Raw genomic sequence first — 13319 nt, forward strand, 5'->3', positions numbered from 1 at the left:
CCGCCCCTGCCCATCGGGCAGGGGCGGACGTCTGTATGGCCGGTCCACGGCTGGTCACCGCACTCAGTTACCCGAAACCGTGACCTTCTCGTCGTTCTTCAACTCGTTCACCAGCGTCTTCACCTTCGCCTCGTCCCAGACGAGGTTGCCGCCGGTCGAACCCGAGATCGGCATGTTCATGGACGTGCCGTCGCCGCCCGTGACGCCCTTCATCGCCCAGAACATGTCGGCCAGGTCGAACAGACCCATGTCCTTGTCGACGATCAGGGTGTCGAGGCCCGCGCTCATCGTCGGGTAGAGCTTGAAGGGGTTCAGGATCGTGCCCGGCGTCGCGGTCTGGCTCGCCAGCGCGGCGAGGAACTTCTGCTGGTTCTTCGTACGGTCGAGGTCGCTGCCCGCGAGGGCGTACCGGGTACGGACGAAGGCCAGGGCCTGCTCACCGTTGAGGGTCTGCTCGCCCGCCGTGAAGTTCGCGCCCGACTTCGTGTCCTTCATCCCGCCCTTGGGGATGGTGAGCTCGACGCCGCCGACCGCGTCCACGATGTTCGCGAAGCCGGCGAAGCCGATCTCGACGTAGTGGTCGATGCGCAGACCGGTGTTGAACTCGACTGTACGGACGAGGAGTTCGGGCCCGTCCTCCGCGTACGCCGCGTTCAGCTTCACGTGCCGGCCCGTGCCCTTGTACGTCTTGCCGGACTCGGAGCCCACGAAGCTCGGGATCTCCACGTCCGAGTCACGGGGGAGGGAGACGAGGGTCGGGCCGTTGCCGCCGGTGTGCAGGATCATCATCGAGTCCGTGCGCTTGCCCTCGGCGGACCCGGTGCGCAGCTTCTTCTTCTCCTCGGCGGACAGACCCGCACGGCTGTCGGAACCGACGATCAGATAGTTCGTGCCCTCGCCCGCGTCCGGCCGGTCGATGACCTTGGACAGGTCGACCTGACGGTTCAGCTTGCCGTCGGCCCAGAAATACGTACTGACGGACACCACGACCAGCAGCGTGACCACGGTGATCGCGGTCCACTTGACGCGCTTGCGCCAGTCCGGCGCGGAACGGAGGCCGCCACTCCTCATGACACCGGGCCCGCCCGGCCCGCCGCCCGATCCACCGGCGCTCGGCGAGCCGCCGTAGACCTGGCCGGTGTTGTACCCGCTGTCGTAACCGTTCCCGTTCCCGTAAGGGTCCTGGCCCTGGTTACCGGCGTACGGCTGCTGCTGCGGGACCCCGCCGCCGTACGGCGGGGCGGCGGGGTTCTGGCCGCCCTGGCCGCGCTGGACCTGCCGCATCACGCGCGCACTCTCGGGCTGTGCGTTCGCGCTGCCGCGTCCGTACCGGTTGTTGCGGTTGTCGTCGGACCACGCGTCGGGCCAATCGTTCATGCGGACCAGTGTGCAGTGCTGGGCCATGCCCTATACAAGGGTCGAAGGAAATTAGAAGCAGTGCTGTTGCGAAGCTGACACAAATCGCCCATGTGTACGCCCGGCATGAGGTGGAGGTCATGACGGACCAGGCCACCAGGGCAGAAGCGGCGCCCCCGGGCAAGCCGGCCTCCGCCCATGGAGCTCCCCTGCTACGGCCCTGAACGGGCTTGTCCCAGCGGCGGGGGCGGGTGGGAGACCAAACTCACCGACACCCCACCTGATCCCCCGTGGTCACCCCGGGCTCCTCCACCCGAACCTTCCGCACTCCCCGGTAATCCGCCCCCACAACCACCTTCAGCACCGCCCCCTGCCCCCGCACCGCCCGCAACGAACTCCCCGGCAACGCCGCCGCCAACGACTTCGCGGACCGGTCCCACCGGGGGTCGTACACGATCACCGTCCGACCCACCTCCCGATCCCGCGCATTCACCGGCACCCGGGTGGTCCGAAACCCGGTCGCGGCCAACGCCGTATCCACCTTCCGCCCGAGCCCGGCCGTGAGCGTCCCGTTCTCGACCTGCACCCGGATCTGCTGGGGCGCCACCTCCACCCTGACCGGCGCACCCCCCTCACCGCCGCCGCCCCGCCGCACCGCCAGCGGCTCGTCCTCCCGCAGCGCCCGGAACAGTCGCCCCGCCTTCGCCGCGTCCCACTTCAACGTCGAACCGATGCCCTTCACGGCGTACCCCATCCGCCCGATCGGCACGGTCGTGAACTCGGACGACGCCGGAGAGAAGTTCCGCATCGCCCGCCCGAGGTCCAGCAGTTCACCCGTACCGAACTCCTTGTCCGCCCGCACGGACCCGAGCACCGCCCGGGTGATGTCCCGGAACTTCATCGGGTTCAGCAGCACCCCGGACGACGTGGACTGCGCGATCAGCGCCGCCATGAACCGCTGCTGGCGCTGCATGCGTCCCAGGTCGGAGGAGCCGTCGGCGTGCCGGGAGCGGACGTACTGCAATGCCTCCCCACCGCTCAACTCGTGCGTACCGGCGGCCAGATCCAGCCCCGTGTACGAGTCCCTCAGCGGCTTCGCCGTACAGATCTCGACTCCCCCCAGCACATCCACCGTCTTCATGAAGCTGGTGAAGTCGATCTCCAGATAGTGGTCGATCTTCACGTGCGTCATGTGCTCCACCGTCCGCACGGTGAGGTTCGGACCGCCCTCCGCGTACGCCGCGTTCAGCTTGATGACGTGGCCCCCGTGCCGGCGTCCGGTGATCCGGTCGGTGTGCGGGGGCGTCTCGGCGTACGAGTCGCGCGGCAGGCTGACCACGCTCGCCCGCTCCCGGTCCTCCGAGATGTGCACGATCATCATCGTGTCGGTGCAGTTGCAGGGCGCGCCGCCGAGCCGGTACTTCCGCCGCTCGGTCTCGCTGATCCCGTCCCGGCCGTCCGTGCCGACCAGCAGCACGTTCATGCCGTGGCCCGCCCGTGGACGGTTCTTCATGTCCTTGAAGGGGTCGACGCGGTCGATGTCGGCGTCGAGGCTGGTGACGACCGCGTGCCCGATCCCGGCCGCGGCGAGCACCACGACGGACAGCGTCGTCACCGCCCGCATGGCCCAGCGTGGCTTCTTCCGCCGTACGGGGGGACGCGGACGCCCGGACGACGGCCGTGGCCGGCGCTGCGGGGATCGGGGGGCTGCGGGGGATGCGGGGGATGCAGGCATGGGGGGACACCTCCGCGAAGGCTGGCCGGGGGGAGGAACAGGGAGGAACGGGAGGAGAGAGGGGGCCGAACGTGGGATCCGTCAGCACCGTAGGCCGATACGATCTGCGGCCCGGCTCTGCGGGCGGGCGGCGCGCGTCGGTGTCCCCCGTTCGCGGTAACGTGAGCCCCCTATGAACGCCAAGCCCGACGTGCAGCTGCCCGCCGTGTCCGTGATCATGCCCGTCCTCAACGAGGAGCGGCATCTGCGCGGAGCCGTCCAAGCGATCCTCGCCCAGGAGTACGCCGGCGAGATGGAGGTCGTGATCGCCCTCGGTCCGTCCACGGACCGCACGGACGAGATCGCCGCCGAGCTGGTACGGGAGACCGCGGCCGACGCGAGCAAGCGCGTCCACACCGTCCCCAATCCGACCGGCCGTACGCCCGCCGCGCTGAACGCCGCGATCAAGGCGTCCCGCCACCCCGTCGTCGTACGCGTCGACGGCCACGGCATGCTCTCGCCCGACTACATCGCGACCGCGGTACGTCTCCTCGACGAGACCGGCGCGCAGAACGTCGGCGGGATCATGCACGCCGAGGGCGAGAACGCCTGGGAGCACGCGGTCGCCGCCGCGATGACCTCGAAAATCGGGGTCGGCAACGCCGCCTTCCACACGGGGGGCAAGGCCGGGCCCGCGGAGACCGTGTACCTGGGTGTCTTCCGCCGGGCCGCTCTTGAGCAACAGGGCGGCTACAACGTGGAGTTCATCCGCGCCCAGGACTGGGAGCTGAACTTCCGGATCCGGGAGGCGGGCGGCCTCATCTGGTTCTCGCCCGAGCTGCGGGTGTCGTACCGGCCGAGGCCCTCCGTGCGCGCGCTGGCCAAGCAGTACAAGGACTACGGCCGCTGGCGCCATGTCGTGGCCCGCTACCACGAGGGTTCCATCAACCTGCGTTACCTCGCCCCGCCCACCGCCGTGGTCGCGACAGCGGCGGGCGTGCTGCTGGGCGCCGTACTGACGCCGTGGGCCTTCCTGGTGCCCGGCGGTTATCTCGCGGCGATCGCGGCCGGCTCGGTCCCGGCGGGCAGGGGGCTCTCGCTGAAGGCCCGGCTGCAGATCCCCGTCGCCCTCGCCACCATGCACATGTGCTGGGGCTGGGGCTTCCTGACGAGTCCACGGTCGCTTGCCCGCAAGGTGATCGCGGCCCGTCGGCCCGCGGTACGGGACGGCGCGAACGCGGCCTGAGACACCACGATTCGGGGGGCATGTCGTCATCCGACGACATGCCCCCCGGCTCGTTGCTCTCGTGCTTGTCTACCAGCGGTAGGGCGAGTACACGTCCATGCACGCGTCGGTGTCCGAACCGACCAGCGCGTCGGCGGTGTCGGGCAGCTGCCCGGCCTTCGGCGCGGTCTGCTTCGGGTAGGTGTCGCCCTCGCGCCAGTCTGCGCCCACGATCACCGTCACACCCGAGACGTCCGTCGACTTCTTCACCGAACTCGTGGGAATCCCCAGGGACTTGGCGACGAGCTGGGCGTCGCCCGCCAGGTCGGCGCTCGGGTAGCGCACGACCGTCTTGTCCAGGGACAGCGAACCGGACGTGTCCGCCGCCGCGTTGGTGAAGCCCTTGCCGGAGAGGATCCCGCTGACCGCGGTCGCCCGGCCCCCGACCGCGGTCAGCGTGGCCGTCCGGGTTCCGTTCTGCACGAGCACGCCGATCCTGCCGGGATCGGCCGCCGGGTCGGTCGAAGCCGTCGCCGAGGCCGACGCCGTCGGGGCCTTCGTCGCCGAGGTGCCGCCCTTGTCGTCGAACGAGATGTCGTCGCGGAGCATCGTCCACATCGTCTCGGCGTCGGCGTCGGCCGCCACCAGATGGTTCGCGTTCCGGGGGTCCACGACGGTCGGCATCGTCGTCATCGTGATGCGGTCGGTCGGCACCGACTTGAGCTGCATGCCCAGGTCGTACAGCTCCTTGACCGTGCCGAGCTCCTCGGACACCGTCAGGGACTTGGTGGCCGCCTCGGCCAGGCCGGTCAGCCGTCCGGCGTCCGAGAAGACGTTCTGTGCCTTCAGCGTGCGGATCATCGAGTTCATGTACATGTGCTGGGCCTTGGCGCGCCCCAGGTCGCTGTAGAAGGCGTGCCGGGTACGCAGCCACTGCAGCGCCGTCTCGCCCTGGACCTTCTGCTTGCCGGCCTTGAGCTTGAGCCCGGAGCCGCCGGACACATTGGCCAGCGGGCGGTCCCACACGTTCTGCTTCACGCAGACCTCGACGCCGCCGATGGCGTCGGCCATCTTCACCACGCCCGCGAAGTCGATCGTCATCCAGTGGTCGATGTAGACCCCGGTGAGGTTCTGCCAGGTGGCCAGCGTGCAGCCGGCGCCGCCCCGGGCGAGCGAGGTGTTGATGATGTCGTTGGTCGCCGCGAACGTGTCACCGGTGTCGGGGTCCGTGCACTTCGGTATGTCGACCCGGGTGTCGCGCGGGATGCTCACCACGGCCGCGCTTCTGCGGTCGGCGGAGAGGTGGACCAGCATCTGGACGTCGCCCAGTGGCGGGTTGCCGCGGTTGGCCTTGCTGCCGCCGAGCGCCACGTTCGCGTCGGAGTTACGGCTGTCCGAGCCGATCAGCAGGATGTTCAGCGGAGTCTGCCCGGCCGCGTTCGGCTCGGTCTTCTGCGCCTTGGAGTCGCCGCTGCTGCGCTTGCCCTTCTGGATGTTGCCGTTCAGGTGCTCGTAGTAGAAATATCCGGCGCCTGCCGTGCCGAGTATCAGCACCGAGAGGGTCGCCGCCGACCAGCGCAGCACCTTGCGTTTGCCGGGCCGCCGCCGTCTTCCCCTCTGACCGCCACCACTGCTGTCGCTGTCGCTGTCGCCGTCCCCGGACTCGCCCCTCTGCTCGTGCGAGCCGTCGCGCTGTCCCGGAACCCGAGCAGGCCGGACGCCTGGTCGCGTCCCCTCCCCGTGCACACTGCTCTGTGTCATTCCCCTGCCTCCCCACCCTTGCGCCGTCGAACAGGCCTGCCTTGCGTCCTGTGAGACGCAAGGCAGGCCTGTCTGGTCAATCGACGCACCAAAAACCCGCACCGGACAACTGGCAAAGACACTCACTGACCCACCGGACCGACCAACAGACCGATCAGCTGATCAGATCAGCCGTCTGCTCAACTGATCGCTCAACAAGTCTGTTCAACGGGTCTGACCAATAAGTGTGACCAATCGTTGTGCTCAGCTGGCGCACTGCACCTTGTCCGCCGTGGACTGGCCCTCCACGGTCGGTGCCTTCGCCGGTGCGGTGAGCGAGACGCCGGCCCCCTTGAAGTCCTTGCCGAGGGTCAGCGTCATGGTGGGCAGCCCCTGGGAGTTCGTCACGCTCTCGCCGGGCTTCATCGCCGAACCGGACAGCCCCATGATGGCGGCCAGCCGCCGGGCCTGGTCGGCCTGGTCGGGCGCGTACTCCAGCGTCGTCTTCGCGAGTTCCGCCGAGGCGTTGCCCGCGTTCTCGGACTTGGTCACGCCCTCATCATTCTGCAGGTAGCTGAGAGTCTCCTGTGCGGAGCCGGCGGGGGCGCCGCCGTTCAGGATCTGCACCCGCACCTCGGAGGCGGCGGACTTGGTGCCCTTGAGGCGGGCCGCGACGGCAGCCGCCTCCTTCGCCTTCTGCTGCTTGACCGCGGTGAACGACACGTCGTTGTTGATCGCGTCGAACACCTCGGGGGCCGTCGGGCCGACGACGACCGTCGCCCGGACCGTCTCGGCCGGGTTGTCGATCACCGGGACGGTCATGAAGGTGATGTTCTTCGTCGGCACCTTCTTCAGCTCCAGCGCCACGTCCTTGAGCGTGGAGACCTTGCCGAGACCGGTGTCCACGGTCAGCGCCTTGGTTGCCGCCTCGGCGAGCTTCAGCAGCTTGGTCGGGTTGGTCAGGGTGTCGCTGGAGGCCATCTTGCGCATCAGCGAGCTGAGGAACTGCTGCTGCACCTTGATCCGGTCCAGGTCGCCCTGGTTGCCGAAGCTGTGCCGCGTACGGACGAAGGCGAGCGCCTGCTCTCCCTCGACCGTCGACTTGCCGGCGGGCAGCTTCAGCTTCGAGTCCTTGTCGTTGACGGCCTTCTCCACACAGACCTCGACCCCGCCCACAGCCGTCGTCAGCGTCTTCACCGCGTTGAAGTCGGCCATCATGAAGTGGTCCGGCGAGATACCGGTGACCTCCTTCACCGTGCGCATGGTGCAGCCCGGGTCGCGCTCGTCCTGCCCGAGGCTGGTGTTGAAGCGGACGCCCTGGGTGCCCGGGATGATCTCCTCGGACCCGTCCTCCTGGACGGTCGGACAGTCCGGGACGTCGACGATCAGGTCACGCGGAATGCTCAGCGCGGTCGCGTTCGTCCGGTCCTTGGAGACGTGCAGCAGGATCGTCGTGTCGGCGTGCCCGACGCTGCCCGCGTCGCCGTAGGACTCGTTGCCCGCACCGGTGCGCTTGTCCGTACCGATGATGAGGATGTTGAAGGCCTCGTCCTTGCTGAAGCCGGACTTGCCCGCATTACCGACGTCGGTCGTCTGGACGTTGTCCTCAAGGTGCCTGAGGTAGAAGTAGCCGCCTGCTGCGGCGGCGACCATGACGAAGGCCATGGTCCCGCCGGTCCAGAGCAGCACCTTCTTGGCCTTCGGCTTCTTCTTCTCCGGGGCCCGCGAGCGACGCCGCCCGGGCGGTGGATCCTCGGGCGCGCCGCGACGCCGTCTCGGTGGCGGCACCTGCCCGGGCACCCCGTGCGTCTCTCGTTCCTGCTCCCGCTCCGGTGCCGCCGAACGCCCGCGTCCCGCACCCGCGTTGGCGGGCGTGGCTCGACGAGGTCCCGGGACCGCCGATTGCGGTGCGGAAGGAGTCAGTCGCAGTTCGTATTCGCCGGTGCTCGGGTTGAGCACCCACTGGTCTGCGGGGTCGATGTCGTCCGCCCGCCCACGGCCTTGCGCGTCCACGGTTGTCTGAATCCTCCGTCGGGGCCACGCGGCGCCTTTCCCCCTCCAAAGGCGCTCGGGTCTCGGTCTCCGGTGTGCACACGACACGTGTCCTGGCACACCGGATCGCTCACACTATCCGTCCGGTTGGTCGTCAAGCGACGACGGTGACAAATTCCACGTCCCTACAACTGGGCAATCCACCCATTTTCTTGAACTAAAGTCCGCCCACTTGGCAAGCGCTTTACCCGCAGGAGGCCTGGGCGGCCGTGTTGCCGCGAAAAGTGGGTACGGAGGGCGGGGGGACGGAATCACCCCGAACCGGGATTTCCTCCGTGACGGCGACCGGCGAATCCGTCCGCAGCCGCTCGAACAATCGCCCTGCGTCCGGCTCCACGAGTTGGTCGCGATTGACGTTGTAGGCGTACGACTCCCGCGGAACAGTCAGGAACTGCACACGTTCGGTAGCGATATCGCGCATGCCGCGCACCAATTCGTACAATCCACGCAGACTGGCCAGGGCCGGGTCCGTGGTGAGTGACGATGTCGCGGCGTCGAGCACCGGATAGAGCTTGACCGGGTTCAGCAGGACGTCATTGCTCTGCACCTTCTCGACGAGCGCCCCGAGGAAACGCTGCTGCCGGTCCATCCGCGCGGTGTCACTCCCGTTGCCGAGGGACTTCCGCGCCCGCACGTACCCGAGCGCCTGCTCGCCGTCGAGCGTCACCTTCCCGGCGGGCAGCCGCAGTCTGGCCTCGCGGTCGTCGACCGGTTCCGTCAGACACACCTCGACCCCGTCGACGGCGTCGACCATGTCCTTGAAACCGTCGAAGTCGACGACCACGTGATGGTCGATCCGAATGTCCGTCAGCATCTCGACGGTACGGATCGTGCAGGCCGAACCGCCCTGCTGGAAGGCGTAGTTGAACATCGCGAACATGGGTTCGCTCCGACTCCCGTCGGGCCGCAGGCAGCTCGGCACGTCCACCATCAGATCGCGGGGCAGGGACATGGCGGTGGCGCTGCGCCGGCCGGCGGGCAGATGCAACAGGATGGCCGTGTCCGACCTCTCCGTCCCGGAGTCACGCCCGTACTTCCGGTTCCCGTTTCCGGCCCGCGAGTCGGACCCGATCAACAGGATGTTCTGCGCCCCACGCACGAGCGAGGTGGGCCGCTCCTTCTCGTACCGGGCGAGCTCGGCGGCGGCGCCGCGATCGGGGGTGATGTTCCCGTCGAGTTTGGCGTAGACCCCCAGGCCGACCCCGACGGCGCCGAGCGAGCCCAGCCCGACGCCGAGGGCGGCCCGCCGGAGCCAACGGCGCCGCCGGCCGACGGCGGTGACCCCGGCGCCGGGTCCGAGGGGGCCTGCGGTCTCGGTCACGGCTGGGCCTGCCCCTCCACGGCGTGTACGTGCTCCTACGACCATGACTCGGAATGCGGGCCGAGGGTGGCCGCTGGGAGGCCGAACGGATGAACGCCGGGGTCGGACACCTGCTCAGGGGCGCGTGGGACTGCGCGACAAGCCCCCACCGCCCTGCGGCCTGAAAGCAACCCTCACCCGCGGCGCGTAGCCGTGACCCGCTCATCCTCGACCCGCTTGGCCACCGCATCCTCGGACGCCTGCTCCAGATGCCGGCACAGCACAACAGACCCCCCGGTCGCGAGCGGCGAGTACAACCCCGCGCTGACCCCCTCCCACGTGTCGTACCCCAGCCCCGAGAGCAACCGGGACCCCGGCCCCGTAAGCCCGAACGCCACCGCATCCGCCCCGGCCCGCTCCACGACCTCCGCCCCGGTCAACTCCGCCCCGGCCACGATCAGCGCGGGAGCCTCCGGATCGACGGGCGCGTACGGTGCGAACCGGTCCCCCTGGCTGGGCACCTCCACCGCGTAGTCCGCGAAGCCGGCCGGGACCTGCGGAAACCGCCCGCCCAACGGCCGCAGCGCGAGAGCGACCCGCTCACCGGAACACGCGCGCGCCGCGTCCAGCGTGTCGGGCCCGCTGACGACGATGTCGGCCGCCCCGGGTTCGCCCGCCATGTCCGCGACGACACCCACCGACGAACACGCCAGCAGCCACACCGCCGTCTGCCAGTGTGCGGGCAGCAGCAGTGCGACCCGGTCACCGGGCTCGGCGGACAACTCGTCCTGGAGGAGGTTCGCGGTCTTGGCCACCCAATTGGCGAAGGTGGCCACGGACAATTCGACGCGTTCCCCCGTGGCGTCGTCGTAGAAGGTCACCAGGGGGCGTGCGGGGTCCGCGGCGAGCGCGGAACGCAGCAGGTCGGCAGGGGTGCGGTCGGTGGCGTTCACCCGCGCAAGGGTACGCGTGGCCGCTCTCGCGGACCGACCCGCGGGGGCACCGGTTCGGGCGAACACGCCCGACTGCCCGTCAGTTCATCGTTGGACAGGTATGTATGACTATGTCCAGGATCAGGGGCATGCGTGGATATCTCTCTGCCTCGATCGGCGTCACCTGTGCAACGGCCCTGGCGCTCCCGATGACCCTGCCCGCGACCCCGGCCGCAGCTCTGGCGAGGCCCGCCGAGGCAAGACCGGCAAAGGCGGCCACCGCCGCTCCCGCCGTCCCCGGCAGCACCCAGTCGCTCCCCCTCGCCCCCCGCCCCGGTGACCGCATCCTCGGCTCGGCCGCCGAACAGGGCCTCTACCGTCCGGACGTACGGCACTTCTCGCTGGTCGGCGTCGTCTGGGACAACCCGGACACCGAGCTGTACGGCCGCGTCGAGGTCCGTACCCGGGAGGCCGGTGGCGGTCACTGGTCCGGCTGGCAGGACATGGAGACGCACAACCATGCGCACGGGGCCGACCCCGACACCGCCGAACGCGCCTCGGGCCGGGTCCGAGGCTCCACGGCACCGCTGTGGGTGGGCGACTCGGACGGAGTGGAGGTGCGCGTACGGGCGGACGGCGACGGCCGAGCGCTGGGCGCCCGCTCCCCCCTCCCCGCGGGCCTGCGCCTCGAACTGGTGGACCCGGGAACGGCACCCGCGGGATCCGGAGGGCGGCGCGCCCTCGACACGGGGGCGGCGGAGGCCGAGCACTCCACCGGGTCGGCGGAGTCGGCCGCGGCGAACGCGGACCTCGCCCCCCTCGGCGCCACCGAGATCCCGGCGCTGAACAGACAGCAGACGGAACAGGAAGCGGTCACGCTGCAGCGTTCGGAGATGCGGCAGGAAGAACGACGGGTGAAGCCGTACATCGGCCCGCGCCCGCGGATCGTCACCCGACGCGGCTGGAGCGCCGACGAGAAGCTGCGGGAACGCGGCTTCGTCTACACGAAGAAGGTGAGGGCGGCCTTCGTGCACCACACGGCCTCGGGCAACAAGTACTGGTGCTCGGAGGTCACGTCCGTCATCCGCAGCATCTACCGCTACCACGTGCTGAGTAGCGGCTGGCGGGACATCGGCTACAACTTCCTCGTCGACCGGTGCGGAAACATCTACGAGGGGCGCGCCGGCGGCCTGGCGAAGGCGGTGATGGGCGCACACACGCTCGGCTTCAACACCGACAGCATGGGGATCGCCGTCCTCGGAACTTTCGGCAGCTCCAAGCCGTCCAAAGCGGCAGTGGGGGCGATCGCGCGGCTCACCGCCTGGAAGCTGGGCCTTTACGGGGCCAATCCGAACGGTAAGACATACCTGACATCGGGTGGTGGAAATCTCTATCAAAAAGGAAAGAACGTACGACTGAACGTGATCTCCGGCCACCGGGACGGCTTCGCCACCGAGTGCCCGGGCCGGCTGCTCTACGGGAAGCTCGGCTCGGCGCGCGAGACGGCGGCCAAGTACCAGGGGCGATGAGGATTCTGGCCGGCCGAAAGACGTTTCGGCCGGTCCCGGCAGGAAGCAGGGACGACAGGTGACAGAAGCGATTCTTCTGGTCGGCGGCAAGGGCACCCGGCTGCGTCCGCTCACCGTGCACACCCCGAAGCCGATGGTCCCGGCGGCCGGGGTCCCCTTCCTGACACACCAGTTGGCGAGAGCGAGAGCGGCGGGCGTGGAGCACGTCGTCCTGGCGACCTCCTACCTGGCCGAGGTGTTCGAACCGCACTTCGGCGACGGCTCGTCGCTCGGCCTCCACCTGGAGTACGTCACGGAGGAGGAACCCCTCGGCACGGGCGGCGCGATCCGCAACGTGGCCTCGCGCCTGCACTCGGGGCCCGAGGACCCGGTCCTGGTCTTCAACGGCGACATCCTGACGGGCCTGGACATCAGGGCCCTGGTACGCACCCACGAGTCGAAGTCGGCGGACGTCTCGCTCCACCTGACCCGGGTGACGGACCCCAGGGCCTACGGCCTGGTCCCTACGGACGGGACAGGCCGGGTGACAGCGTTCCTGGAGAAACCGCAGACTCCGGAGGAGATCGTCACCGACCAGATCAACGCGGGGGCGTACGTCTTCCGCCGCTCGGTCATCGACACGATTCCGGCGGGCCGCCCGGTGTCGGTGGAAAGAGAAACGTTCCCGGAACTCCTCTCCATCGGCGCGCACCTGCAGGGCCTTGTCGACTCGGCGTACTGGCTGGACCTGGGCACCCCGGCGGCCTTCGTCCGCGGCTCGGCGGACCTGGTCCTGGGTCGCGCCCCGTCCCCCGCGGTTCCCGGTCGCTGCGGCGACCGCCTGATCCTCCCCTCGGCCCGAGTGGCCCCCGACGCCAAACTGACCGGCGGCACGGTGGTGGGGGAGGGCGCGTTCGTGGCGGAGGGCGCGCGCGTCTCGGGCAGCACGATCCTGGCGGGCGCGGTGGTCGAACCGGGCGCGGTCATCACCGACTCCCTGATCGGCACGAGGGCCCGCGTGGGCGAACGCTCGGTCCTGACCGGCACGGTGATCGGCGACGGCGCGATCATCGGCGCGGACAACGAACTGAGGGAGGGCGTACGGGTGTGGTGCGACGCGAGAATCCCGGCGGGCGCGCTCCGCTTCTCGTCGGACCAGTAGCCCCGCCCACGCGGCCGGGCGTTGGAAAGACGAACCCGCTGCAGCCCAGGCAGCGTCTCCCACCCACAGCCGCCCCGCCGACCAGTAACAGGGCCCAGGTCCGGCCCCCGCCCCCGACCGCCCGCTGCTGAAGACGCTGCTCAGGCTTCTCTCCCACCCACCTGCCCCCGCGGTGTCTGCAGCCCAGGCAGCACCCCGCCAGTGCTGGCCGGTACCTCTCTAGCGTTGGCCGGTGCTTCTCCAGTGCCGGCCGGCCCCCCCTCCAGCGCCGTCCGGAGACTCTGCTGCGCAATTCCTCGGGGCCGCTGGACTGCACTCCGCGACCTGCGG

General features: G+C 69.6%; 9 protein-coding genes. 3 read left to right on the forward strand and 6 right to left on the reverse strand.

Translation table 11 applies throughout. From position 1 onward, the window contains the following. Nucleotides 1-63 precede the first annotated feature (63 nt). Nucleotides 64-1377: an LCP family protein gene (locus RB628_RS36630; RefSeq protein WP_318324962.1), complete on the reverse strand. Its 1314-nt coding sequence runs from the start codon at nt 1375-1377 to the stop codon at nt 64-66. Nucleotides 1378-1621: 244 nt separating this feature from the next. Then, nucleotides 1622-3091: an LCP family protein gene (locus RB628_RS36635; RefSeq protein WP_318324963.1), complete on the reverse strand. Its 1470-nt coding sequence runs from the start codon at nt 3089-3091 to the stop codon at nt 1622-1624. Between the two features lie 172 nt (nt 3092-3263). Between RB628_RS36635 and RB628_RS36640 the strand changes: the two genes are divergently transcribed. Then, nucleotides 3264-4316 (forward strand): glycosyltransferase family 2 protein, encoded by a 1053-nt coding sequence (locus RB628_RS36640; protein ID WP_318324964.1) that lies wholly within the window; start codon nt 3264-3266, stop codon nt 4314-4316. Between the two features lie 69 nt (nt 4317-4385). Here the strand turns inward: RB628_RS36640 and RB628_RS36645 are convergent, their stop codons facing one another. The 4 genes from RB628_RS36645 to RB628_RS36660 all read right to left on the reverse strand — a co-directional run bounded on the left by RB628_RS36645 (nt 4386) and on the right by RB628_RS36660 (nt 10340). After that, nucleotides 4386-6056 carry an LCP family protein gene (locus RB628_RS36645; RefSeq protein ID WP_318324965.1) on the reverse strand — a complete coding sequence of 557 codons (1671 nt, stop codon included), beginning with the start codon at nt 6054-6056 and terminating at the stop codon, nt 4386-4388. A 243-nt stretch (nt 6057-6299) separates the two neighbouring features. Continuing rightward, nucleotides 6300-8048, reverse strand: coding sequence for an LCP family protein (locus RB628_RS36650; protein WP_318324966.1), 1749 nt, complete (start codon nt 8046-8048; stop codon nt 6300-6302). 223 nt (nt 8049-8271) lie between these two features. Beyond that, entirely contained in the window at nt 8272-9453 is a 1182-nt protein-coding gene (locus RB628_RS36655; RefSeq protein ID WP_412180784.1) for an LCP family protein, read from the reverse strand. Between the two features lie 128 nt (nt 9454-9581). Continuing rightward, a complete protein-coding gene (locus RB628_RS36660) occupies nt 9582-10340 on the reverse strand; it encodes a TIGR03089 family protein (RefSeq protein WP_318324968.1) in 759 nt (252 codons plus the stop codon). A 128-nt stretch (nt 10341-10468) separates the two neighbouring features. On the opposite strand from RB628_RS36660, the gene RB628_RS36665 reads away from it, so the two are divergent. Both RB628_RS36665 and RB628_RS36670 read left to right on the forward strand, forming a co-directional pair. Further along, on the forward strand, nt 10469-11848 hold the full coding sequence (locus RB628_RS36665; protein WP_318324969.1) for a peptidoglycan recognition protein: 1380 nt from the start codon (nt 10469-10471) through the stop codon (nt 11846-11848). A gap of 58 nt (nt 11849-11906) precedes the next feature. Next, nucleotides 11907-12989, forward strand: a complete 1083-nt coding sequence (locus RB628_RS36670; RefSeq protein WP_318324971.1) for an NDP-sugar synthase — start codon at nt 11907-11909, stop codon at nt 12987-12989. Nucleotides 12990-13319: the final 330 nt, after the last annotated feature.

Source organism: Streptomyces sp. ADMS (genome assembly GCF_033441795.1).
In the GTDB taxonomy this organism is placed as follows: domain Bacteria; phylum Actinomycetota; class Actinomycetes; order Streptomycetales; family Streptomycetaceae; genus Streptomyces.